17 protein-coding genes are annotated in these 25,091 nt (G+C 71.9%); 9 read left to right on the top strand and 8 right to left on the bottom strand.

The genetic code is table 11. The annotated features are described in order from the left end of the window. Positions 1-2 precede the first annotated feature (2 nt). Entirely contained in the window at positions 3-1,502 is a 1,500-nt protein-coding gene (locus ACZ4AA_RS08550; protein ID WP_467597579.1) for an acyl-CoA synthetase, read from the top strand. A 91-nt stretch (positions 1,503-1,593) separates the two neighbouring features. Here ACZ4AA_RS08550 and paaK read toward each other — a convergent pair whose 3' ends face one another. From paaK to ACZ4AA_RS08530, 4 genes are all read right to left on the bottom strand, one after another. Next, positions 1,594-2,901: a phenylacetate--CoA ligase PaaK gene (paaK, locus tag ACZ4AA_RS08545; protein WP_467597576.1), complete on the bottom strand. Its 1,308-nt coding sequence runs from the start codon at positions 2,899-2,901 to the stop codon at positions 1,594-1,596. A 140-nt stretch (positions 2,902-3,041) separates the two neighbouring features. Next, positions 3,042-4,376, bottom strand: a complete 1,335-nt coding sequence (locus ACZ4AA_RS08540; RefSeq protein WP_467597573.1) for an enolase C-terminal domain-like protein — start codon at positions 4,374-4,376, stop codon at positions 3,042-3,044. Between the two features lie 118 nt (positions 4,377-4,494). Next, the gene (locus tag ACZ4AA_RS08535; RefSeq protein WP_467597570.1) at positions 4,495-5,454 is read right to left on the bottom strand and encodes a 5-dehydro-4-deoxyglucarate dehydratase; all 960 of its coding nucleotides are present in this window, start codon (positions 5,452-5,454) and stop codon (positions 4,495-4,497) included. Between the two features lie 143 nt (positions 5,455-5,597). Next, positions 5,598-7,271 carry an acyl-CoA synthetase gene (locus tag ACZ4AA_RS08530; protein WP_467597567.1) on the bottom strand — a complete coding sequence of 558 codons (1,674 nt, stop codon included), beginning with the start codon at positions 7,269-7,271 and terminating at the stop codon, positions 5,598-5,600. A 197-nt stretch (positions 7,272-7,468) separates the two neighbouring features. On the opposite strand from ACZ4AA_RS08530, the gene ACZ4AA_RS08525 reads away from it, so the two are divergent. The 7 genes from ACZ4AA_RS08525 to ACZ4AA_RS08495 all read left to right on the top strand — a co-directional run bounded on the left by ACZ4AA_RS08525 (position 7,469) and on the right by ACZ4AA_RS08495 (position 15,809). Then, entirely contained in the window at positions 7,469-8,269 is an 801-nt protein-coding gene (locus tag ACZ4AA_RS08525; protein WP_467597564.1) for a crotonase/enoyl-CoA hydratase family protein, read from the top strand. Between the two features lie 78 nt (positions 8,270-8,347). Next, complete coding sequence (locus tag ACZ4AA_RS08520) at positions 8,348-9,289, top strand: Zn-ribbon domain-containing OB-fold protein (RefSeq protein WP_467597561.1); 942 nt, start codon at positions 8,348-8,350, stop codon at positions 9,287-9,289. Beyond that, on the top strand, positions 9,290-10,345 hold the full coding sequence (locus ACZ4AA_RS08515; protein WP_467597558.1) for a thiolase domain-containing protein: 1,056 nt from the start codon (positions 9,290-9,292) through the stop codon (positions 10,343-10,345). It begins immediately after the preceding gene. Further along, complete coding sequence (locus tag ACZ4AA_RS08510; protein WP_467597556.1) at positions 10,342-11,508, top strand: thiolase domain-containing protein; 1,167 nt, start codon at positions 10,342-10,344, stop codon at positions 11,506-11,508. Before ACZ4AA_RS08515 ends, ACZ4AA_RS08510 begins: the two co-directional genes overlap by 4 nt. Positions 11,509-11,591: 83 nt before the next feature. Further along, positions 11,592-11,834, top strand: a complete 243-nt coding sequence (locus tag ACZ4AA_RS08505; RefSeq protein ID WP_467597551.1) for a DUF397 domain-containing protein — start codon at positions 11,592-11,594, stop codon at positions 11,832-11,834. A 240-nt stretch (positions 11,835-12,074) separates the two neighbouring features. After that, a complete protein-coding gene (locus ACZ4AA_RS08500; protein WP_467597548.1) occupies positions 12,075-14,972 on the top strand; it encodes an ATP-binding protein in 2,898 nt (965 codons plus the stop codon). A 339-nt stretch (positions 14,973-15,311) separates the two neighbouring features. Then, positions 15,312-15,809, top strand: a complete 498-nt coding sequence (locus ACZ4AA_RS08495; RefSeq protein ID WP_326789595.1) for a hypothetical protein — start codon at positions 15,312-15,314, stop codon at positions 15,807-15,809. Between the two features lie 21 nt (positions 15,810-15,830). On the opposite strand, the gene ACZ4AA_RS08490 is transcribed toward ACZ4AA_RS08495, so the two are convergent. The 3 genes from ACZ4AA_RS08490 to ACZ4AA_RS08480 form a co-directional block, all read right to left on the bottom strand. Beyond that, the gene (locus ACZ4AA_RS08490; RefSeq protein WP_467597544.1) at positions 15,831-18,149 is read right to left on the bottom strand and encodes a SpoIIE family protein phosphatase; all 2,319 of its coding nucleotides are present in this window, start codon (positions 18,147-18,149) and stop codon (positions 15,831-15,833) included. A gap of 206 nt (positions 18,150-18,355) precedes the next feature. After that, complete coding sequence (locus ACZ4AA_RS08485; RefSeq protein ID WP_467597541.1) at positions 18,356-20,332, bottom strand: N-acetylmuramoyl-L-alanine amidase; 1,977 nt, start codon at positions 20,330-20,332, stop codon at positions 18,356-18,358. 271 nt (positions 20,333-20,603) lie between these two features. After that, positions 20,604-21,740, bottom strand: coding sequence for an aminoglycoside phosphotransferase family protein (locus ACZ4AA_RS08480; protein WP_467597538.1), 1,137 nt, complete (start codon positions 21,738-21,740; stop codon positions 20,604-20,606). A 231-nt stretch (positions 21,741-21,971) separates the two neighbouring features. Here ACZ4AA_RS08480 and ACZ4AA_RS08475 point away from each other — a divergent pair, with 231 nt between their 5' ends. Then, positions 21,972-23,474: a DNA-binding protein NsdB gene (locus ACZ4AA_RS08475; RefSeq protein ID WP_467597535.1), complete on the top strand. Its 1,503-nt coding sequence runs from the start codon at positions 21,972-21,974 to the stop codon at positions 23,472-23,474. Between the two features lie 60 nt (positions 23,475-23,534). On the opposite strand, the gene ACZ4AA_RS08470 is transcribed toward ACZ4AA_RS08475, so the two are convergent. Continuing rightward, positions 23,535-24,995 carry a PP2C family protein-serine/threonine phosphatase gene (locus ACZ4AA_RS08470; protein ID WP_467597533.1) on the bottom strand — a complete coding sequence of 487 codons (1,461 nt, stop codon included), beginning with the start codon at positions 24,993-24,995 and terminating at the stop codon, positions 23,535-23,537. Between the last annotated feature and the right edge of the window lie 96 nt (positions 24,996-25,091).

Genomic DNA, 25,091 nt, shown 5'->3' with positions numbered 1-25,091 from the left:
GCATGAAGCCTGGACACGGCAGTACGGTCGACGGGGTGCTGCGCCGCAGTGCCCGGCGCACACCGGCGCGGCGCGCCGTCGACTACCGAGAGCGCTCCTGGACGTACGCGGAACTCGACGAGGCCGTCTCCCGCGCGGCGACCGTCCTCCTCGACGCGGGGCTGAACCCCGGCGACCGCGTCGGCGCCTACGGCCACAACTCGGACGCCTATCTGATCGGCTTCCTCGCCTGCGCCCGCGCCGGACTCGTCCATGTGCCGGTCAACCAGAACCTGACCGGCGACGACCTCGCCTACATCGTCGGCCAGTCGGGCTGCTCCCTGGTCCTGACCGACCCCGACCTCGCGGGCCGGCTCCCCGAGGGCGTACGGACCCTGCCGCTGCGCGACGCCGACGACTCCTTCCTCGTACGACTGGAGGCGGCACGCCCGTACGACGGTGAGGAGCCGCGCGCCGACACGCTCGTGCAGCTCCTCTACACCTCGGGCACCACCGCGCTGCCCAAGGGTGCGATGATGACCCACCGCGCGCTGGTGCACGAGTACCTGAGCGCGATCACCGCGCTCGATCTGAGCGCCGGGGACCTGCCGGTGCACTCGCTGCCGCTCTACCACTCGGCGCAGATGCACGTGTTCCTGCTGCCCTATCTCGCGGTCGGCGCCTCGAACACCATCCTCGACGCGCCGGACGCGCGGCAGCTCTTCGACCTGATCGAGGCGGGCCGCGCGGACAGCCTGTTCGCCCCGCCCACCGTGTGGATCGGCCTGTCGAACCGCCCCGACTTCGCCGAACGCGACCTGAGCGGACTGCGCAAGGCGTACTACGGCGCCTCGATCATGCCGGTCCCGGTCCTGGAACGGCTGCGCGAGCGTCTGCCGAAGCTCGCCTTCTACAACTGCTTCGGGCAGAGCGAGATCGGCCCCCTCGCCACCGTTCTCGGACCGGACGAGCACAAGGGCCGGATGGACTCGTGCGGACGGCCCGTGCTGTTCGTGGACGCGCGGGTCGTCGACGAGGACGGCAAGGACGTTCCCGACGGGACACCGGGTGAAGTCGTCTACCGTTCACCGCAGTTGTGCGAGGGCTACTGGGACAAGCCGGAGGAGACGGCCGAGGCCTTCCGCGACGGCTGGTTCCACTCGGGGGACCTCGCCGTGCGCGACGCCCATGGCTACTTCACCGTGGTGGACCGGGTGAAGGACGTCATCAACTCCGGTGGTGTCCTGGTCGCTTCACGGCAGGTCGAGGACGCGCTGTACACGCACGCGGGCGTCGCCGAGGTGGCCGTCGTCGGACTTCCCGACGAGCGCTGGATCGAGGCCGTCACCGCGGTCGTCGTCCCCCGCGGCGAGGTGACCGAGGACGAACTGATCGCCCACGCTCGCGAGAAGCTCGCCCGCTTCAAGGCGCCCAAGCGGGTCCTGTTCGTGGACGAGCTGCCCCGAAACGCCAGCGGAAAGATCCTCAAGCGGGAACTGCGGGACCGGTTCGGCCAGGTGTAGCGGCCAGGGCCGCGGGGGTGTCAGGAGCCCCCGCGGCCCTGGCCGCTGCCGGTCGGGCCCGCGGGCCCGACCGGCGGTCCGCCGGCACCCGTCAGGCGCGCGGGCGCAGGTCCACGATCCGCTTCAGCTTGCCCACCGACCGCTCCAGGGACTCCGGTTCGACGATCTCCACCGTCACCGAGACGCCGATCCCGTCCTTGACGCCCGCGGTGATCGCCCGCGCCGCCGCCTCGCGCGTCTCGGGTGTGGCACCCGGCCGGGCCTCCGCCCGCACGGTGAGGGCGTCGAGGCGGCCCTCGCGGGTCAGCCGGAGCTGGAAGTGCGGGGCGACTCCCGGCGTCCGCAGCACGATCTCCTCGATCTGCGTCGGGAACAGATTGACCCCGCGCAGGATCACCATGTCGTCGCTGCGCCCGGTGATCTTCTCCATCCGGCGGAAGACCCGTGCCGTGCCGGGCAGCAGGCGCGTCAAGTCCCGTGTCCGGTAACGGATCACGGGCATGGCCTCCTTGGTGAGCGAGGTGAAGACCAGCTCGCCCTCCTCGCCGTCCGGAAGCACCTCGCCGGTGATCGGGTCGACGACCTCCGGGTAGAAGTGGTCCTCCCAGACGTGCAGACCGTCCTTGGTCTCCACGCACTCCTGGGCGACACCGGGGCCGACGACCTCCGAGAGTCCGTAGATGTCGACCGCGTCGATCGCGAACCGCTCCTCGATCTCGCGGCGCATCTCCTCGGTCCACGGCTCGGCCCCGAACACGCCGACCCGCAGCGAGGTGCCCCGCGGGTCCACGCCCTGTCGCTCGAACTCGTCGAGCAGGGTCAGCATGTACGAGGGGGTCACCATGATGATCTCGGGCTTCAGGTCCTGGATCAGCTGCACTTGACGGGCCGTCATGCCGCCGGACGCGGGGATCACCGTGCAGCCGAGGCGTTCGGCTCCGTAGTGGGCGCCGAGTCCGCCCGTGAACAGCCCGTAGCCGTAGGCGATATGGACCTTGTCGCCGGGCCGCCCGCCCGCCGCGCGGATCGAACGGGCCACCATGTCGGCCCACATGGACAGGTCGTTCTCCGTGTAGCCGACGACCGTGGGCCGTCCGGTCGTCCCGCTCGACGCGTGCAGGCGCCGGATCTCCGCCTGCGGCACGGCGAACATCCCGTACGGGTAGTTCTCCCGCAGGTCCGCCTTCACCGTGAAGGGGAACCGGGCGAGGTCGGCGAGCGAGTGGCAGTCGTCGGGGCGCAGCCCGGCCTTGTCGAAGGACTCGCGGTAGAAGGGGACGTTCTCGTAGACGTGCCGCAGTGACGCCCGCAGCCGCTCCAGCTGGAGCGCCCGGAGCCCCTCCAGGTCCAGCCGCTCGCCCGCATCGAGCAGGCCCTTCGAGTCCGTCGAGCCCGCCATCGCGCCCTCTCCCTCGCCAACCATGCCATACCGGACGACCGATCATTCGGTCGATCCTTTCCGGACAGTAATTCAGGTGTTCGTCGTCAGTGCAAGGGGTCCGGGGGAGCTTTTCGCGGGAGCGGTCCTGACCGGCCGGCTCAGCGCACCAGGGCGGGGCGCTTGGGGTCGAACTCCCACCCGGGCACGAGGTGACGCATGGCGACCGCGTCGTCACGGGCGCCGAGCGCCTCCTTCAGATACAGCTCGTGCGCCGCGAGCAGCCGGTCCATGTCGAGGCGGACGCCCAGACCGGGTGCGTCCGGCAGCGCGATCTCGCCGCCGACGATCCGCGGCGGGTCGACGGTGAGCCGCTCCAGGCCCTCCTGCCAGATCCAGTGCGTGTCCAGGGCGTTGTACGGGCCCGGTGCCGCGGCCCCGCAGTGGGTGACCATGGCGAGCGAGATGTCGAAGTGGTTGTTCGAGTGACAGCCCCAGGTCAGGCCCATCGCGTTGCACAGCTGGGCCACGCGCACCGAGCCCCGCATGGTCCAGAAGTGCGGGTCGGCCAGCGGGATCGAGACCGACTGGAGCGCCAGCGCGTGGGTGAGCTGACGCCAGTCGGTGGCGATCATGTTGGTCGCCGTCGGCAGCCCGGTCGCCCGGCGGAACTCGGCCAGGATCTCCCGGCCCGAGTAGCCGTCCTCCGCGCCGCAGGGGTCCTCGGCGTAGGCGAGGGTGGCGGCCAGGGGTCCGCACAGTTCGATCGCCTCGCGCAGCGACCAGGCGCCGTTGGGGTCGAGCGTGACCCGGGCGGCGGGGAAGCGCTCCTTGAGCGCGCGGACGGCCCTGACCTCCTCGGCGCCCTCCAGGACACCGCCCTTGAGCTTGAAGTCCTGGAACCCGTACAGCGCGTGGGCGGCCTCGGCCTGCCGGACGATCGCGTCGGGCGTGAGCGCCTTCTCGTGCCGCAGCCGGTACCAGTCCACGTCCGATCCGCTCTCGCGGGCGTACGGCAGATCCGTGCGGTCCGGGTCCCCGACGAAGAAGAGGTAGCCGAGCACCCGCACCCGGTCACGCTGCTGCCCGTCCCCGAGGAGGGCGGCGACCGGTACGTCGAGGTGCTGGCCGAGCAGGTCGAGCAGGGCCGACTCGACGGCGGTGACGACGTGGACGGTCGTGCGCAGATCGAAGGTCTGGGCGCCGCGGCCGCCCGCGTCACGGTCACCGAAGCGGTCCCCGATCTCGCGCAGGACGCGCTGGTGGTCGCCCAGCTTGGAGCCGAGCACCAGGGCCCCGGCGTCGCGCAGCGTGCGGGTGATCTTCTCCCCGCCCGGTACCTCGCCGAGCCCGGTCCGCCCCTCGGAGTCCTTGAGGACCACGACATTGCGGGTGAACCAGGGACCGTGGGCACCCGACAGGTTCAGCTCCATGCAGTCCCGTCCGGCGACGGGGTAGACGGAGAATTCGGTGATCGTCGGCTGCTGACGCTGCATCACAATCCTTGTGTACGAGGGGGCATGGGTGAGCGGTGCCGGGGACCCGGGACGACGGCGACGGGCCTGGCCGGGGTCCGGTCCGCCCCGAGCCCCGCCGGGCCGTCCCCCGCGCGCCTCAGGCGGGCCGGCGCACGGCTCCGACGAGGTCCAGCCCGGTGTCGAGGATCCGCTCCAGGGCGGCCAGATCGGCGGGGCCGGGGTCGGTGAGCGGCGCGCGCACCGGGCCGACCGGAAGGCCCCGCAGCCGGGCGGCCGCCTTCACGAGGGACACGGCGTAGCCGGGCACCGTGTCGCGCAGTTCGACGAGCGGGACGTAGAAGTCGCGCAGCAGCTTGTTCACGGTCGCCTCGTCGCCCGTGCGCAGGGCGATGAAGAAGGCGCCGGCGATCTCGGGGGCGAAGGCGTGCACGGCGGACGAGTAGGCCGGGACGCCGACGGTGGCGTACGCGCGGGCCTGGATCTCGGCGGTGGCGGCTCCGTTGAAGAACAGGAAGCCGTCGGGTGCGGCGAGGGTCAGGCGCTGGAGCCGGTCGAGGTCGCTGTGTCCGTCCTTGAGCCCGATGACACCCGGGATCTCGGCGACGGCCCGCAGCCCCTCGGGGGTGAAGGCGACCGGGCCGCGCTGGTAGGCGATGAGCGGCAGCCGGGTGCCGGCGGCGATCCGGCGCAGCTGCTCGACCAGGCCAGCCTCGGGGGCCTCGACGAGATAGTGGGGCAGCACGAGGAGGGCGTCCGCGCCCGCCTCCTCCGCGATCCTGGCGAACCGCAGCGCCTGCGCCCACCCGTAGCCGGTGCCCGCGACCACCGGCATACGGCCGTCCGCGACCTCGACCGTGGCGGCCACGACGGCGCGGTACTCGTCCTCGTCCAGCGCGCTGAACTCGCCGGTCCCGCAGGCGGGGAACACCGCGCCGGGGGCCGTGGCCAGGCGGCCGCTCAGGTAGGACCGGTAAGCCTGCGGATCGAGACGGCCGTCCTGCGTGAAGCTCGTGAGCGGGAAGGAGAGGACCCCGCCCGCCATGCCGTCCCGCAGCCGCTGGACCGTACCGTCCGAATCCGCGCTGAACCCTGCCATGAGTCTCATCCCTGCATACGGAAGGTGTTTATGTATGAGAACTCAGGTTAGATTCGTGAACCCTGAAGGTCAATGGGCGGCGCGCCGGGACGGTCCTCACCCGGTCCGCGCCGTCACTCGGCGACGCAGGACGAGACGGGCGGCTACCGGTCCGCCACCACCGCCACCTCCCGGGCCCACCGGTAGTCGGCCTTGCCGCTCGGCGACCGCTGGACGGAGTCCGTGATCACCAGCTGCCGGGGGACCTTGTACCCGGCCAGCCGGGCGCGGCAGTGGGTCTGGATGTCGCCGAGGGACGGCTCCGCCGCGCCCTCGCGGAGCTGGACGACGGCCGCGACGTGGCTGCCCCACTTCGCGTCGGGCACTCCGGCGACCAGGGCGTCGTACACGTCCGGATGCGACTTCAGGGCCTGTTCGACCTCCTCGGGATAGACCTTCTCGCCGCCGGTGTTGATGCACTGCGAGCCGCGGCCCAGCACGACGACGACGCCCTCCTCGTCGACCGTGGCCATGTCGCCGAGAAGAACCCAGCGCTCGTCCCCCTTGCGGAAGAACGTCTCGGCGGTCTTCTTCGGGTCGTTGTAGTAGCCGAGCGGCACATGGCCGCGCTGCGCGACCCGTCCCGGCTCGCCGACCGCGACCGGTTCGTACGTCACTGGATCCACCACCCGTGTACGGGCGTTGACACGGATGCGGAAGCCGCGCTCGGGGCCGGAGTCGGCCGTCGCGGTGCCGTTGAAGCCGGACTCCGAGGAGCCGAAGTTGTTCAGGAGCATCACGTTCGGGACCAGCGCCTGGAACTGTTCGCGCACGGTGTCCGACATGATCGCGCCGGACGAGGACACGCTGAACAGGGCGGAACAGTCGATGCCCCTGAGGGGGCCGGAGAGCGCGTCGATCAGGGGCCGCAGCATCGCGTCGCCGACCAGCGACACGCTGGTCACCTTCTCCCTCTCGATCGTCCGCAGGACCTCCTCCGGGGCGAACTTGCGGTGGAGCACCACACGTTGGCCGAAGTTGAAGGCGATGAAGGCGGTGAGGGTCGAGGTGCCGTGCATCAGCGGGGGAGTGGGGAAGAAGGTGATCCCGGCGCCGCCCGCCGCGACGCGTTCGGCGAGCTCCTGCGGCTTCGTGACCGGATCGCCGGTCGGGGCGCCGCCGCCGAGACCGGCGAAGAAGAGGTCCTCCTGCCGCCACATCACGCCCTTGGGCATCCCGGTCGTGCCGCCGGTGTAGATGATGAACTGGTCGTCGGCGGAGCGTGCGGGGAACCCGCGCAGGGGCGAGCCGGACGCCTCGGCCTCGCCGAACTCCACCACGTCCGGCGCGTCGAGGGCGCCATGCGTGCCCCCGCCGTCCGCCGCACCCCCGCCGTCCGTGGGGCCTCCCTCGGGCCGGGTGGCCCCCACCCGCACGAGATGCCGCAGGCGCGGTGCCCGTGGCCGTGCCGCCGCCACCCGTTCGGTGAACTCCGCGTCGAAGACCAGCGCCACCAGGTCCGCGTCCTGATAGAGATAGGCCAACTCGTCTTCCACATAGCGGTAGTTGACGTTGACGGGGACGATCCGCGCCTTCAGGCAGGCCAGCACCGTCTGGAGGTACTCGACGCCGTTGTACAGATGGAGCCCGAGATGTTCGCCGGGGCGGATCCCGCTGTCGATCAGATGGTGCGCGATCCGGTTCGCGGCCGCGTCCAGCCGCGCGTAGGTCAGACGGCGCTCCGCTCCCGTGCCCGGATGGTCGATGTACACGAGGGCCTCGCGGTCCGGGACCACGTCGACGACCGACTCGAACAGGTCGGCAAGGTTGTACTCCACCGTTCCTCCTGACCGTGCACGTCCGTGGCCGTGTGTCCCCGGAGCGTGTCCGCCCCGGACCCGACGGTCATCAGAGCAAAGCCCGACCCAAGTGGGAAGGGTCCCGGCACAAGAAATCTGACTGTCTGTCAGAAAACCCTTGTACTGGCAGGACGCCTCCTGCAACCTGTTCTCGCATCCGAGACGGGAGGACGCCCATGGGTGGGACCGAACACCTCACCGTGCAACGCGAAGGCGCCACACTGGTGCTCACGCTCAACAGGCCCGAGGCCAGGAACGCGCTCTCGCTGCCGATGCTGGTCGGCCTGTACGACGGCTGGGTCGAGGCCGACGCGGACGACGCGATCCGCTCGATCGTGCTCACCGGGGCCGGCGGTGCCTTCTGCGCCGGGATGGACCTCAAGGCGCTCGCGGGCCGGGGGATGGAGGGCGAGCAGTACCGGGACCGGCTCAAGGCCGACCCCGATCTGCACTGGAAGGCCATGCTGCGCCACCACCGCCCCCGCAAACCCGTGATCGCGGCCGTCGAGGGGTACTGCGTCGCGGGCGGGACCGAGATCCTCCAGGGCACCGACATCCGGGTCGCGGGAGCCTCCGCCACCTTCGGGCTCTTCGAGGTCAGGCGCGGACTCTTCCCGATCGGCGGCTCTACGGTCCGGCTCCAGCGCCAGATCCCCCGCACCCACGCCCTCGAAATGCTGCTCACGGGACGCCCGTACACCGCGCAGGAAGCCGCCGCCGTCGGACTGATCGGCCACGTGGTGCCCGACGGCACCGCGCTCGACGAGGCGCTCGCCGTCGCCGAGCAGATCAACGCCTGCGGTCCGCTCGCCGTCGAAGCCGTCAAGGCGTCCGTGTACGAGACCGCCGAACTCACCGAGACCGACGGCCTCGCCGCCGAACTGCTGCGCGGCTGGCCGGTGTTCGACACCGCCGACGCCAAGGAGGGCTCCCGGGCCTTCGTCGAGAAGCGCCCGCCCGTCTACCGGCGCGCCTGACCCGCAAGCCCGGCCCCGGACGCGTCCTGTCCGCCCCGCGGACACGGCCCGTCCGGCCGTTGGAAGGAGAGATCCGGGATGCCCGAAGTCCTCAAAGCCCCCCTCGTCGTCGAGTTCCCCTTCACCCGCTCGCTCGGACCCGTGCAGAGCGCCTTCCTCACGGGCCTGCGCGAACAGGTCGTCCTCGGTGTACGGACCGCCGACGGACGCACCCTCGTCCCACCCGTCGAGTACGACCCCGTCACCGCCGAGGAGATATCCGACCTCGTCGAGGTCGCCCCCACCGGCACCGTCACCACCTGGGCCTGGAACCACGAACCCCGCCGCGGCCAGCCCCTCGCCACCCCCTTCGCCTGGGTCCTGGTCAGGCTCGACGGCGCCGACACCGCCCTGCTGCACGCCCTCGACGCCCCGGGCCCCGACGCCGTCCGCACCGGGATGCGCGTCCGGGTCCGCTGGGCCCCCGAGCGCTCCGGCGCCATCACCGACATCGCCTGCTTCGAGCCGTACGACGGCCCCGCCGCCGAACCCGCCGGCCACGACGGCCGGTTCGAGGACCGGGTGACCGGGATCGTCGCCCCCGCACGGCTCGACTACGTCTACTCACCGGGCCGCGCCCAGGCCGCCTACATCGCGGGCCTCGCCGAACGCCGGACCGTCGGCGAACGCTGCCCCTCCTGCCACAAGGTCTACGTGCCGCCCAAGGGCGCCTGCCCCACCTGCGGGGTGGCCACCTTTGAACAGGTCGAGGTCGGCCCGCGCGGCACCGTCACCACGTACTGCATCGTCAACATCAAGGCGAAGAACCTCGACATCGAAGTCCCCTACGTCTACGCGCACATCGCGCTCGACGGCGCCGGGCTCGCGCTGCACGGCCGGATCGGCGGCATCCCCTACGACGAGGTCCGCATGGGTCTGCGCGTGGAGCCCGTGTGGTCGAAGGACGGCCGCCATCCCGACCACTACCGGCCCACCGGTGAACCGGACGCGGACTACGAGACGTACAAGGAGATGCTGTAGATGGAGCCCATCAGGGACATCGCCGTCGTCGCCTTCGCGCAGAGCGACCACCGGCGCACCTCCGACGAGCACTCCGAGGTGGAGATGCTCCTCCCGGTCCTGCACGAGGTCCTCGACCGGACGGGTCTGCGGGCCGGTGACATCGGCTTCACCTGCTCCGGCTCCAGCGACTACCTCGCCGGCCGCGCCTTCTCCTTCACCATGGCCCTCGACGGAGTCGGCGCCTGGCCCCCGATCTCCGAGTCGCACGTCGAGATGGACGGCGCCTGGGCGCTGTACGAGGCCTGGACCAAACTGCTGACCGGCGACGCCGACACCGCGCTCGTCTACTCCTACGGCAAGTCCTCGCCCGGCTCCGTCCGCGACGTCCTGACCCGGCAGCTGGACCCGTACTACCTGGCGCCCCTGTGGCCCGACTCCGTCGCCCTCGCCGCGCTCCAGGCGCGGGCCCTCATGGACGCGGGCGAGACCGACGAAGCGGAACTCGCCTCCGTCGCCGCCCGCAGCCGCGCCTCCGCGACCGCCAACTCCCATGCCCAGCTGCGCGGTGCGGTGCCCCAGGGCGACTACCTCGTGCGGCCGCTGCGTACCGGCGACTGCCCGCCCATCGGGGACGGCGCCGCCGCCGTGATCCTCGCCGCCGGGGACCGGGCCCGTGAACTGTGCGAGCGCCCCGCCTGGATCCGGGGCATCGACCACCGTATCGAGGCCCACTCCCTCGGCGTGCGCGACCTGACCGACTCGCCGTCCGCCCGACTGGCCGCCGAACGGGCGGGCGCCTTCGAACGGCCCGTCGACACGGCCGAGTTGCACGCGCCCTTCACCTCCCAGGAAGTCGTCCTGCGCAAGGCCCTGCGGCTGGACGACAACGTGCGCGTCAATCCCTCGGGAGGCGCCCTCGCCGCCAACCCGATCATGGCGGCGGGACTCATCCGTATCGGCGAGGCCGCCGCACGTATCCACCGCGGGGAGTCCGACCGGGCGCTCGCCCACGCCACCTCCGGCCCCTGCCTCCAGCAGAACCTGGTCGCCGTACTCGAAGGGGACGCCCGATGAGCAAGGAGCCCGTGGCCGTCGTAGGCATCGGCCAGACCAAGCACGTGGCGGCACGCCGGGACGTGTCCATCGCCGGACTCGTCCGCGAGGCCGCCCAGCGCGCCCTGGCGGACGCCGAGTTGACCTGGGCCGACATCGACGCCGTCGTCATCGGCAAGGCGCCCGACTTCTTCGAGGGCGTCATGATGCCCGAGCTCTACCTGGCCGACGCCCTCGGCGCGACCGGGAAACCGATGCTCCGGGTGCACACGGCGGGCTCCGTCGGCGGCTCGACCGCCCTGGTGGCCACCAACCTCGTCGCGGGCCGCGTCCACGGCACGGTCCTCACCCTCGCCTACGAAAAACAGTCCGAATCCAACGCCATGTGGGGCCTGTCCCTGCCCATCCCCTTCCAGCAGCCGCTGCTCGCCGGCGCCGGCGGGTTCTTCGCCCCGCACGTCCGCGCCTACATGCGCCGCACCGGCGCGCCCGACACCGTCGGCTCGCTCGTCGCCTACAAGGACCGCCGCAACGCGCTGAAGAACCCCTACGCGCACCTCCACGAACACGACATCACCCTGGAGAAGGTCCAGGCCTCGCCCATGCTCTGGGACCCGATCCGCTACTCGGAGACCTGCCCCTCCTCCGACGGCGCCTGCGCGATGATCCTCACCGGCCGCGCGGGAGCGGCCCGTTCACCGCGCCCGCCCGCCTGGATGCACGGCGGCGCCATGCGCAGCGAACCGACCCTCTTCGCCGGCAAGGACTTCGTCTCCCCGCAGGCCGGAAAGGACTGCGCGGCCGACGTGTACCGCCAGGCCGGGATCGCGGACCCCCGGCGTGACATCGACGCCGTCGAGATGTACGTGCCGTTCTCCTGGTACGAGCCCATGTGGCTGGAGAACCTCGGCTTCGCCGACGAGGGCGAGGGATGGAAGCTCACCGAGTCGGGCGTGACCGAACTGGAGGGCGATCTGCCCGTCAACATGTCGGGCGGCGTCCTCTCCACCAATCCGATCGGCGCCTCCGGCATGATCCGCTTCGCCGAAGCGGCCCTCCAGGTGCGCGGCCAGGCCGGAGAACACCAGGTCGACGGGGCACGCAGGGTGCTCGGTCACGCCTACGGCGGAGGGTCCCAGTTCTTCTCGATGTGGCTCGTCGGCGCCACACCGCCCACCTCCTGAGACCGTCCCCCTCACGTGGCCTGTGCGCGACACCGACCGATCGCTAGGCTGGCCGCGGACGACGAACCGGGAGGAGCACGGACGTGGCCGAGAGCACCATCGAACAGCACCCGCTGGCGGGCTGGGACAAGCCGGAGCTGGACCTCAGCAACGCCGACTGGCAGTCCAGCAGCCGGGGGCGGGGAGATGTCGAGATCGCCTTTGTCGAGGGCTTCATCGCGATGCGCAACAGCGGCCGCGCGCAGAGCCCTTCCCTGATCTTCACGCCCGCGGAGTGGGGCGCGTTCGTATCGGGGGCCCGTGAAGGGGAGTTCGACCTGACCTGAACCGACGACCACCGGTCCGTCCCGCCCCCCGCACACCGAGGGGCGGCGGCCCGGATCCCCGCGCGCGGGAGGCCGCCCGCCGTCCGGCCCTCCCACGGCCCCGCCGTCGGGCAAAAGGTTCCGACCAGGAGCGCGCGAACGGGCTGCCCCGTGGATGATCGGGGCGTACGCTGAGGTGCCTGAAGGTCACGGTGCGCACCCGCTCCCCGCGCGGACGCGCGATCGTGGCAGGGGGTGGTCATGGGGCAACGCAGCCTTCGCAGCCGTCGGACGCTCTTCGAGCGTGAGAGCGAACTCTCCGCCGCCGACGAGGCGTTGAGCGACCTGGTCGGACTGCGCCGGGAACCCGGCGAGCCGCCGGGCCGCTCCCGCGGGGCGCTCCTCGCCTTCGCCGGACGCGCCGGCATCGGCAAGACCACCCTCCTCGGCGAGGTCCGCCGACGCGCCGCCGCCAAGGGCTGCACCGTACTGAGCGCGCGCGGCGGAGAACAGGAGCAGCGCGTCGCCTTCCACGTCGCCCGCCAGCTCCTCCAGCCGCAACTCGCCGGCTTCTCCGAGGCCGAACTCCGTTCCTCCCTGGGCAGTTGGTACGCCATCGTCGGCCCCGCGCTCGGCCTCTGCGCGCCGTCCGAGGGCGCCCCGCCCGACCAGCAGGGCCTGCGCGCCGGACTCGACTGGGTCCTCACCCACCTCGCCGTGCAGCGCGCCCCCATGGTGCTCCTCCTGGACGACGCCCACTGGGCCGACGCCGAATCGCTCAGCTGGCTCGCCGCGTTCGCGCCCCGCGCCGAGCAACTCCCGCTGGTGCTCGTCGTCGCCTACCGACCCGACGAACTGCCCGAGCACGCCGAGGCGTTCAGAGGACTGCCCGGCCGCGCCGGACAGCGCCCCATCGGCCTCGAACCGCTCAGCGCCGCGGCCGTCGCCCGGCTCGTCAGGGAGGACCTCGGCAACCAGGCCGACGACGCGTTCTGCCGCGAGTGCTGGGCGGTCACCGCGGGCAACCCGTTCGAGGCCGTCGAACTGACCGCCAAGGTCCTCGACCGCGGCCTCACGCCGACCGAGGACGGAGCGCACCTCCTGCGCGACCTCGCCGCCGCCGTCAAGGGCAGCGGCATCGTCGCCCGCCTCGAACGCCTGGGCACCGCGACCGTCCGCTTCGCCTGGGCCTGCGCCGTACTCGGCACCGCGATCCGCCCCACCCTCGCCGCCGCCGTCGCGGGCCTCGGCTCGGAAGAGGCGGCCGACGCGGCGGACGCCCTGCGCACCGCGCGCATCCTCACCGGCGCCGACCCCCTCGAATTCGTCCACCCGACGATCGCCACCGCCATCTACCGGGACATCCCCGGCGGCGTCCGCGTCGCCCTGCACGGCCAGGCCGCCTGGTGCGTCATCGACGAGGGCCTCGGCCCGGCCGCCGCCGCCCGCCACCTCATGGAGACCCACCCGGACGGCGACACCTTGATCGTCCAGCAACTGCGCGCCGCGGCCCGCGAGACCCAGCGCGCCGGAGCCCCCGACGCCGCCCGCAGCTACCTCGCGCGCGCCCTGCGCGAACCGCCGCCCTTCGGGGACCGCGCCGCCGTGCTGTACGAGCTGGGCTGCGCGTCCCTGCTCACCGAGCCGGGAACCACCGTCAACCATCTGCGTGCCGCCCTGGAAGAACCGATCACCGACCCCGAACTGCGCCACAACATCGTCTACCGCCTCTCCCAGGTGCTCGCGCACAGCGACCGCCTCGCCGAGGCCTCCGAGACCCTGGCCCGCGAGATCCCCGTCACCGGCGACGCCCGCGTACGGCTGCGCATGCAGTCCGAGCAGTTCATGTGGGACGCCTTCCGCGCCGACGAACCCGACTCGCCCGTCCGCTCCCGGCGCCTGGCCCGCCTCGCCGACCGGCTCACAGGACACGACCTCACCGAGCGCTACGTCATCGGACTGCGTGCCTGGGACGCCACCCTGCGCGGCGAACCCGCCCCCGTCGCCCTCCACCACGCCGAGCGCGCCCTGGCCGGCGGCCTCGGCTGGGCCGAGGCCGACCGCGGCTTCGAGGTCCCGGTCCTCGTCGCCATGACCTTCATGTACGCGGACCGGCCCGGGCGCACCGAGGAACTCTTCGCCACCGGGATCGCCGACTTCGAATCCCAGGGCTGGCACGGCGCCCACCTCTCCTTCGGCTACACGATCCTCGGTTACGTCCGCTTCCGCCGCGGCCGTCTCGCCGAGGCCGAAGACTTCGTCCGCGCGGGCCTCAGGCTCGCCGAACGCGTCGGGCCCGGCACACCCGTCCACTGGTACGCGGTGGGCACCCTCATCCAGGTCCTGCTCGCCCGGGGCCAGGTCGAGGAGGCCGCGCGCACCGGCGAGGCCTACGCCTTCCACGCGCCCTTCTCGGCCGCCGTCACCTTCCCCGACGCCCAGACCGTGTACGGCGAACTGCTGCTCGCCCGCGGACTCACCAAGGACGCCGCCGTCGAGCTCGCGTCCGCCGGCCGCCGCCTCGACCCGCGCGGCATGCGCAACCCGGCCTGGTGCCCCTGGCAGCTCCACCTCGCCCGCGCCGAGAGCCACGACGCCCCGGAGCGCGCGGCCGCCACCGCACACGAAGCGGTGAACCGCGCCCGCCAGTACGGAGCCCCCTCCACCATCGGCCAGGCCCTGCGCGTCGCCGCCGAGGTCTCGCCCGCACCGGAGCGCGTCCAGCTCCTGGAGGAGTCCGTCGGCCATCTGGAGCGCTCACCGGCCGCCTACGAACTGGCTTGCTCCCTGGTCGCCCTGGGCACCGAGCTGCGCCGCGCCGGGCGCCCCAGGGAAGCCGCCGAGCACCTGTACCGCGGCCTGGACGCGGCCGTCCAGTGCGGTGCCGACGGACTGATCGAGGACGCACGCGAGGAGCTGGCCTCGGCGGGACTGCGGCCGCGCCGGCTGCACAGCACCGAGACGGACACGCTCACGGCCCGCGAGCGCACCGCCGCCGCGCTCACCGCCCGGGACCGGACCCCCGCCCAGATCGCCCAGGAACTGCACATCGACGAGCACACCGTCGCCCGGCTCCTGTCCGCGGTCTACCGCAAGGTCGGCACCGACCGCAGAGGGCTGGCGGCGGCACTGGGGGACCAGGACCAGGCCATCTCCTGACCCCGACGGTCCGCGCCGCCTCGGACGATCCACCCGGCGATCCCGCCCGGACGGAACCCGGGGGGACCCGCCCGGACGGAACCCGGGGGGACCCGCGCGGACGGGACCCATGACGCCTGCGCGTACGGGACTCATGGAACCCGCCCGGACGGGGTTGCCGGGACCCGTGCGAACGGGTTCGTGGGACCCGTGCGCGCGGTGCTCACCGGACCCGTACGCACCGGGCTCACGGGCCTCGCACAGACCTGCCTCGCGGGACCGGGCGTGCGGCGCCGGCGGGCCCCGCTGCGCACGGCTCCCGTGGGGACCGCTACACGCCCGTGCACGTACCATTGCGGCATGTCCTTCCTCCGCCGCCGCAGCGCCACGCCCGCCGGGCCCGAGTTCGATGTTCTGGCCATGGACCCGGGCGACTGGCCCGGCAATCTCGGCGCGGGCCTGCTGCCCGCCCCCGACGGCAGCTGCCAGGGCGTCTTCCTGCGCTACGACCTGTTCGGCGGCCGCGGTCCCGCGATGATCATCGGCAATCTGCCCGAGGGCTCCCAGGCCCGGGACGTCGCCGAGAACGAGGTCCCCTTCGAGGTGGCCCAGCTGCTCATCGCGCTGGAGAACAACGAGGAGGTGACCGTCACCGGGACCGAGGACATGCCGGTGATGCAGGGCGACAACCTCCTGATCGTGCGCCGGCTGAAGCTCTCCGAGACCCGGATCTCCTGCGTCCAGTTCGACCGCAGCGACAACGTCCTGGTGACCATCGCCGCCTGGGACCGACCGATCACGGACGACCTGTACGCCTTGCTGAAGCCCCTCCCGGCGGAACTGTTCCAGCAGGGCTGAGACCGAACTCCCCGCCCGGCGTCACAGTTTGAGGGTGAACCAGGTGGTCTTGCCCGCGTCGGTGGGGCGGACGCCCCAGTTGTCGGCGAGGGCGCGGACCAGGATCAGGCCGCGTCCCGACTCCTCCTCCTCGGTGGCCGTCCGGGGCTGCGGCAGATGCGGGCTGCGGTCGCTGACCTCCACGGTCAGGTCGGTCGCGGTACGGCACAGATGCAGGCCGATGGGCCCCTGGGCGTGCTGTACGGCGTTGGTGAGGATCTCCGACAGCAGGAGCCGGGCGTCGTCCGCGACGGGGAAGCAGTCCCAGGCGGTCAGCGCCTTGCTGAGGAAGGCGCGGCCCTCCGGCACCGACTCCGGCACAGCGGGCACATCGGTGTTGACGGTGGACAGGGGCCCGTCGGGCAGCCGGATGAGCAGCAGCGTGACGTCGTCGTTGTGTCCGTCGCAGTCCGGCAGCAGGGCGGACAGCACATGGTCGGAGGCGTCCTCCAGATCGGGTGCGCCGGCGAACAGGTCGGTGAGGGTGACGGTCAGCTCGGTGAGCTGGTCCTCGATGTCGCTGCCGGGAGTCTCGATGAGACCGTCGGTGTACAGGACGAGCGTCGTCCCGGGCGGGATCACCGAGGTCGCCTGTTCGTAGAGGATGCCGCCGACTCCGAGCGGCGCGTTCACCGGCGCGGGCAGCGGCCGGGCGTCGGCGCCGGGGGTGGCCACCAGGGTCGGCAGATGCCCGGCCGAGCAGACCGTCACCTCGCCCGCGTCGGCGGAGATGACCAGATAGCAGCAGGTCACGAGCTGGTCGGGCACATCCAGATCGCCGACCACCGCCTCCAGCGCCTGCATCAACTGCCGGGGCTGCATACCGGTCTTGGCCAGCGCGTGCGCGGCCGACCGCAGCTGGCCCATCACGGCCGCGGCCTCAAGACCGCGGCCCATCACATCGCCGATCAGCACCCCGACCCGGCCCGCTCCCAGCGGGATCAGATCGAACCAGTCACCGCCGACCCCCGCTCCCTGGGTGGCGGGCCGGTAACGGCTCGCGGTGGTCAGACCGGGGATGGCGGGCGGGGTGCCCATGAGACTGCGTTGCAGCGTGAGCGCGATGTGCCGCTGCTGCTCGTACAGGAACGTCAGCTCCGCCTCGGCCTTCTTGCGGTCGCTGATGTCCCGGACGATCGCGCACGCGCCGATCACCGTGCCGTCCGCGTCACGCGTGGGCCACAGTGTGATGTCCACGTCCAGCAGGGCACCGGAGCGGGTCAGCCGCAGCGTCTCGAAGTGCTCGACCTTCTCACCGCTGCGCAGCCGGTCGAGGAGCCTGTCGATCTCGCCGCTCCGCTCCACGGTCGCGAGCAGGGACACGTGCCTGCCCATCACCTCGGCCCGCGAGTAGCCGTACAACCGCTGCGCCGCCGCGTTCCAGTAGGTGATGTGACCGTCCAGGGTCTTGGCGAGGATCGCGTCCTGTGAGGACTCGACGAGCCCGGCCAGTTCGTTGATCCGGGCCTCGGCGCGCTTGCGGTCGCTCACGTCGCGGACGGCGGCGGAGACGAGGAGCCCGTCGGTGGTCTCCAGCGGGCTGAGGCTGATCTCGACGGGGAACTCGGTGCCGTCCTTGCGCAGGCCGTGGAGTTCGAGTCCGGCGCCCATCGGGCGGACCTGGCGGTTGTCCGAGTAGCCCTTGCGGTGAAGGTGGTGGTGGGCCCGGAAGCGGCCGGGCACGAGGAGCTCGACGGCGTGGCCGAGGAGTTCCTCGCGCCGGTAGCCGAAGAGGGCCTCGGTCTGGGCGTTGACGAGTCTGATGGTTCCGGTGTCGTCGACGATCACCATGGCGTCGGGCGCCGCCTCCAGCAGACCCCGAAACCTTTCCTCAGCGGCCTTGCGGTCGCTCACGTCGCGGACGGCGGCGGAGACGAGGAGCCCGTCGGTGGTCTCCAGCGGGCTGAGGCTGATCTCGACGGGGAACTCGGTGCCGTCCTTGCGCAGGCCGTGGAGTTCGAGTTCCGCGCCCATCGGCCGGACCTGGCGGTTGTTGGCGTATCCGTCGCGGTGGAAGGTGTGATGGGCGCGGAAGCGGCTGGGCACGAGGAGTTCGACGGGACGGCCCAGAAGTTCCTCGCGGGTGTAGCCGAAGAGGGCTTCGGTCTGGGCGTTGACGAGTCTGATGGTTCCGGTGTCGTCGACGATCACCATGGCGTCGGGCGCCGCTTCCAGCAGACCTCGAAACCTTTCCTCGGCCCCCGCGGGCGCGTCGTTGCGCAGTTCGCCCCCGCACTCGCATTGCCGGGGGACCACCGCACCGGCCGACCGCGCGGAAGTCTCTTTGACGAAGTTGCCCATGCCTGCCCCAGGATGTTCCGTGTTCGTGAACGGCCCATCATAGCGTACGGAGAGCAGTCGTGCGGTTACATGTCGTTAACTGACCCGAGCGCGGCCGAACCTGTTCTGGACGGCACTTTCCCTGGTCGGTTGCCCATGTCATTGTCTTCGGCCGCCCGGACGCCGGGCCCGCCCCGCGCGGACCCGGCGCCGAACCCCGGGGCGGACTAGTGAACGAGGTCCACGTCCGCCGCGCGTACGAACTCCACCCGGTGCCCGAACTGGATCTCGTAGTACATGTCCGTGCCGATCACGACCCGGTGCGACGTCGTGTCGAAGGTGGGCGAGTAGAAGTACTCACCGGGCACCTTGCCTCCGGCCGCGTAACGCTGGCCCGCGAGAATCTTGTAGGGCAGGGGCGAGACGGCCTGGACGGGCACGCCCGCCGGGTACGCCTCCTTCTCCGGGTACGCCCTGCCGTAGACCGGGATCTCCGCCAGCCCCTCCTTGGGTGTGACGGCCGGACCCGAGGCCCGCACCGCGGTCGGCTGCCTGCGCGGGTTCTCGAACCAGGCCTTCTGGCCCAGGTACCAGATCGCCGTCCAGTCGCCTTCCCTGCCGGCGAGTGCGTAGCGCTGACCGGTGGAGACGCGCGAGGCGACGTCGTTCACGCCGGTCGTCGAGGCGTCGCCCTTGGGGTACAGGCCGATGTCCTGGATCAGCGGCGAGCTCTCGTCCGGCTGGGAGTAGAGGCGCACCTCGCTGGAGCCGTGCGCGGCGCAGGGCTCGCCCGCGGTGACGCAGCCCGTGTACAGCGGCTGGTTCGCGTCGTAGTCGGGCAGGACGGTCACCAGGTCGCCGCCCTTGCCGACGGTGCGGTGGAAGGGGTGCCCGAGCAGGGTGAAGTAGTGCTGCCAGTCCCAGTACGGGCCCGGGTCCGTGTGCATGCCCGGAATGGTGGAGGCCGTCGGGCCCGGTACGTTGTCGTGCCCGAGGATGTGCTGGCGGTCCAGCGGGATGTCGTACTTCCGGGCGAGGTAGCGCACCAGGCGCGCGGAGGCCCGGTACATCTCCTCGGTGTACCAGGTGTCGGGCGCGGTGAGGAAACCCTCGTGCTCCAGCCCGATCGACTTGGCGTTGATGTACCAGTTGCCCGCGTGCCAGGCCACGTCCTTGGCCTTCACATGCTGGGCGATGTGTCCGTCGGTCGAGCGCAGGGTGTAGTTCCACGACACATAGGTCGGGTCCTGGACGAGGTTCAGCACACCGTCCCAGGTGCCTTCCGTGTCATGGATGACGATGTACTTGATGCTCTGCGACGCGGGCCGGTCGCCCAGGTCGTGGTTGCCGTAGTCGCCGTCGCCGAACTCCGCGTACGGGGCCGGGATCCACTCGCAGGAAACGGACCGCGGGCATTCCGTGCCGTCGGTGGAGACCGTCCGCAGTCCCGCGCGGCGCAGCGTCGCGGTGTCGGGGCTGAGTCCGGGCCGGCCGGCGAGGGTCACCTGCTGGCCCGAGTCCGTGGTGCGCCGCTCGCCGGAACGCATCACGTCGTAGGCGTCGTCCGCGTAGGCCGCCGCGGTGGCGCTGTCGTCGGCGCCCGAGAAGCGTCCCACCGCGCCGTACCAGTCGGAGGGGTCCTCGCTCAGCGGCTCGCCGAGGTCGCGCTGCGCTGCGGCCAGGAGCGCAGCCCCGCCCGCGACGTTCGCCGCCGCGTCGGTGCGCAGCCGTTCCGCCGACAGGCCGGTGAGCCCGGCGGCCTTCGTCAGGGTTTTGAGCCGGGCCGGGAGCTGGGCGTTCGTGGGCACCTGGGTGTCGGGCACGAGGGCGCGGCGCGAGCTGTCGCCGCGGGCGTCCTCCGTCCCGTCGCTGTGATGCGGGCTCGCGGCGATCGCGGTGCGGGCGTCGGTCAGATGCATGGGGCCGTAGCCGCCGGTGACGCTCGGGGCACCGGCGTGCGTGTCCCAGCGGGACTGGAGATAGGACACGGCGAGCAACACGCTCTGCGGAACGTGGTACTCGGCGGACGCGGCGGCGAACGCCTGCTGCAACGTGTGCGCGGGCGCCTCCTCGGCCGAGCTGGAAGGGGCCGCGCCGAGCAGCGGCAGCAGCAGGGCCGCCGAGGCGACGGCTCCCGCGGATCTGCGCGCGCGTCTGTGCCGGGTGGAGCTGGCGCCTTCGGGTTCGGTGGCGGACCGGTGCAAAGCAGCCTCCTGGGACGGTCGTGCGCGGTGGGGCGTGCGAGAGCCGAACGCGTCAGTGCTACCGGCTCTCCGACGATCCGTCAATCATGCGCAGGAGGAGGCGATTTCCCATGTCAGCGTGGGGTGAAGGGGTTTCGTGGCGGCGGGCCTCCCGGCCTGCGGGGCGTCAGTGGCATGGACCAATGCTCCGAACGGCGGGTCGTGCTGGTCGTACACGAAAGAGGTCCGCGGTGCGCCGGTGTGCCGGCGGTACCGCGGACCTCCGTCCCCTTCAGCGCGTGCCGACCGCGGCGCGTACGGCCCGCCGTGCCATCTGGCAGTCGTCGTGCAGCCGCCGCAGCAACAGCCGCTGCTCCTCGCCGGACGGCGTGGCGGCCGGGTGCGCCGGACCCGCCGCCGGGGCCGCGTCGTGCAGGGAGCGCTGCACGGCCATCTCGTACGTCCGGATCTCACGGGTCAGGACGATCATCAGGTTCACCAGGAAGGCGTCCCGTGCCGCCGGTCCCGCCGACTGCGCGAGCTGGCTGATCTGACGGCGTGCCACGGGAGCATCACCGAGGACCGCCCACAGCGTCGCCAGGTCGTAGCCCGGCAGATACCAGCCCGCGTGCTCCCAGTCCACCAGCACTGGACCGGCCGGTGAGAGCAGGATGTTCGACAGGAGGGCGTCGCCGTGGCAGAACTGGCCCATGCCTTGGCGGCCGGAGGACGTGGCGATGCCGTGCACCAGCTTCTGGAGGTCTCCCATGTCCCGGTCGGTGAGCAGCCCCAGCTCATGGAAGCGGGAGATCCGTTCCGCGTAGTCCAGCGGGGCGTTGAAGGTACCGGCCGGCGGCCGCCAGGCGTTGAGCCGGCAGATGGCGCTCAGCGCGGCGCGGATGTCCGCGCGGGGCGGGGCCTCCAGGGGGTGGCGCTGGAGCGCGGCCACACGGCCGGGCATGCGCTCGATCACCAGGGTGCAGTTGTCCGGGTCCGCCGCGATCAGCCGGGGCACCCGCACAGGCGGGCGGTGCCGGACGAACAGACGGTATGCAGCTATTTCGTGCCGGATCCGCTCGGCCCAGACGGGGGAGGGGTCCAGTAAACACTTCGCGACCGCCGTGCTGCGTCCCGTCGTGCCGACGAGGAGCACGGAGCGTCCGCTGCGGCGCAGTACCTGCACCGGGGCGAACTCCGGGCAGATCCGGTGCACCGACGCGATCGCCGTGCGCAGTTGGGCGCCCTGAGGGCCGGACAGGTCGAGTCTCCCGCTGAGCGGTTGGGTGCCGAGCCCCGGCACGCGCCGCGTCCGGCCGGCGCCCAGAACGGGGGCCGCCTGACGCGTGGGGTCGAGGTAAGGGCCGCTGCCCACCGGGCGGGGGTGCAACGACCGGGGCGGAGCGGACACGGAGGACGATGCTGTGTACATGGGCGAAACAGATCCCTTCGTGTGCCTGCGAGTTGCCGCGCTGCCCGCCCCGGCCGCCTGGTTCATCCTGGGGAATGTCCCTGGCAACCGGGTCGGGGTGGCGCATTCCTACCTGACACCCGACGTCCACTGGCACACCATCTGGCGCACCCTGGCGAACCCTGGCGAATAGTCGCTCAGCAACTGACAGGCGGTTACTGTCGAAATCAGCCGAGAACCTGGGGGCTTGACGTGAACGGACAACCCAACACCCGTCTGTCGGACCTGTTCGGCCTGGCCGGCTGGTCCAAGGGTGAACTCGCGAGGCTGGTCAACCGGCAGGCGGCGGCCATGGGCCACCCCCAGCTGGCGACCGACACCTCGCGGGTGCGGCGGTGGATCGACATGGGAGAGATCCCGCGCGATCCGGTGCCGCGGGTGATGGCGGCTCTGTTCACCGAGCGTCTCGGCCGTGTCGTGACCATCGAGGACCTCGGTCTGGTCAGGCACGGGCGCGCGGGGAAACGGCAAGGCGCAGCCGGGAGTGTGGAACATCCCGACAGCTTGCCGTGGGCGCCCGACCGAACCGCCGCGGTCCTCACCGAATTCACGGGAATGGACCTCATGCTCAACCGACGCGGCTTGGTGGGCGCGGGTGCCGCGCTCGCCGCGGGATCCGCACTCAGCCCTGCCATGCACGACTGGCTCCGCAACGATCCGGCCCTCGCGGCCGACGCTCCGCGGATCGAAGACCCCCTGCACGCCGACCCCGCCGGGTTCGACCGCTACGAGGCCGCCCCCATCGGGTCGCAGGAGATCGAGGAACTGGAGCGCTCCGTCGAGGTGTTCCGGGCCTGGGACGCGTCCCGCGGTGGCGGGCTGCAACGCAAGGCCGTGGTGGGCCAGCTCAACGAAGTGGGAGGCATGCTCTCCTACCGGCACCCCGATCATCTCCAGCGGCGCCTGTGGGGCGTCGCCGCCAACCTCGCCGTCCTCGCGGGCTGGATGTCGCACGACGTCGGCCTGGAACCCACGGCGCAGAAGTACTTCGTCATCGCCGCCCATGCCGCTCGCGAGGGCGGTGACCGGCCTCGCGCGGGGGAGGCGCTCTCCCGGGCGGCCCGTCAGATGGTGCATCTGGGCCGGCCCGACGACGCGCTCGACCTCATGAAGCTCGCCAAGTCCGGTTCCGGTGACGAGGTGCTGCCCCGGACACAGGCGATGCTGCACACCATCGAGGCCTGGGCACAGGCGTCCCTGGGCAAGGGCCAGGCCATGCGACGCACCCTGGGTGTGGCGGAGGACCTGTTCGTGTCCGACCGCGGTGACGTACCGCCGCCCAGCTGGATGCAGTTGTTCGACGAGGCCGACATGCACGGCATGCAGGCGCTCGCCTACCGCACCCTGGCCGAGCACGAGCCCGCCGCCGCGGCGACGGCGCAGCGTCATGCCAAGGAGGCGCTGAAGCTGCGGGAGTCGGGGCGGGACCGGTCGAAGATCTTCGACCACATCTCGCTCGCGTCGGCCTGCTTCATCGCCGACGATCCCGAACAGGCCGACCGGTACGCGCGACTGGCCCTGACGTCGATGGGTTCCAACTCCTCCCATCGCACCTGGGACCGGCTGCGCGAGATGTACCGGCTCACCGGGCAGTACTCCAGCTATCCGAAGATCAGCGATCTGCGTGAGGAGATCAAACTCGCGCTGCCGAAGGGCTCGCTCAAGCCCAGGCGCGGCGACAGCGCGCGTATCTGACAGCGCGTTTCCGACCAGCGTCCGTCGGTCGCGCCGCGACGTCAGGAACCGATCGGGTGATCAGGATCCGATCCGGGCGATGAGCACACAGGCGTCGTCCTCGCGCTCGGTCGCGCCGAACTCCTCCACCACCATGCGGACACAGTCCTGGGCCGTACGGGCCTCACCGAAGCGTGGGGCCAGGTCGAGCAGCCTCTGGACGGCCGTCGTTCCTCCCTCTCCCGCGGCCTCGGCGGGCTGAGGGGCTTCAGGATGCCGGGGGATCAGGCCCTCGGTGTGCAGGAGCACCAGGTCGCCCACGCGGAGGCTTTCCTCGGCCTGCCCGTAGACCGCCCCGGAGGTGGCTCCGAGCAGGACGCCGTCCGGCGCGGTCAGTACCCGCCCCGTCCCGTCGCGGTACAGCAGCGGGGCGGGGTGTCCTGCCTGTGCCCAGCTGAGGGTGCGGGTGGCGGGGAGGTAGCGGCAGCAGACGGCGCTGCCCAGAGCGGGCTGGACGGTGGCGTCGATCAACTGGTTGAGCCAGGTGAGGAGTTGACCCGGCTGGGTGCCCGCGACCGCCATGCCGCGCAGGGCGCCGAGCAGCATCGCCATGCCGGAGGTCACGGTGACTCCGTGGCCGGTGAGATCACCGACGCTCAACAGGGTCTCCCTGCCGGGGAGTTCGAGAGCGTCGTACCAGTTGCCGCCGAGCGGTGGGCCGGTCGACGACGGGAGGTGGTGAGCCGCCACGTCCAGGGCCCGGGGTCCCCGGCGCGGGAAGCGCAGGGAGCCGCGCCAGGGCGGCACCACGGCCTCCTGGAGTTCGAGGGCGAGCCGCTGCTCGGTCCGGGCGACCTGCCGTTGGAGCTGGAGGGACGCGCGGCTCTCGCCCGCCGCCCGCTGGCTGCGGCGCAGTTCGCTGACATCGCGCAGCACCGCCCACATCGAGGCGGTGCTGCCGTCGGGGTCGAGGACCGGCTCACCCATGATGTGCACGGTCCGCACGCTGCCGTCGGGGTGCACGATGCGGAACTCCCCGTCGATGGGCTTGGCGTCGATGAGACAGTCGGTGACCATCGCCGTCAGCATCGGCCGGTCCTCGTCGAGGACCACCGAGGGCAGTTCGTCGAGGGTCAGCGGGGGAGCGGCGGCGTCACGGCCCAGGATCTGGTAGAGCTCGCCGGACCAACTGGCCTCGTCCGTCAGCAGGTTCCACTCGGCGCTGCCCACCCGGCTCAGCAGGGAGCCCGGTCGGGGCGCGGCCGGCGCGGGGGTCCGGGTGGCCGCGGGCGGACCGGGAACCTCCGGCGGGCCGTCCCGGAGCTCGGCCAAGTGCGCGTCCAGGTCGCTCAGTTGGTGCAGAGCCAGATTGCACAGCGCGCGCTGCCAGCGTCCGTGCGCGTCCTCCTCGTCCGCGGGTGCCTCGCGTCGCACGGCGTCCACCTCGCCGCGCAGGCGGCGCGTCTGCGAGATGAGCGCGTCGACCGAGCCGCGCCGGGGCGGCTGGGCGGCGGGGCGGTCCGCAGAGAGATGGGGTGGCATGACGTACTCCGATGCGGGGACGGTACGACCTCGGCGAGGGAAGGACCGCTACGACTGTCGCACAGCCCGCGACGCGCTGTAAGGGATTTGGCAACA

Source organism: Streptomyces sp. NPDC024698, from assembly GCF_055559015.1.
Note: the sequence above shows the minus strand (reverse complement) of the source record. Positions and strands in the feature narration are given on the sequence as shown.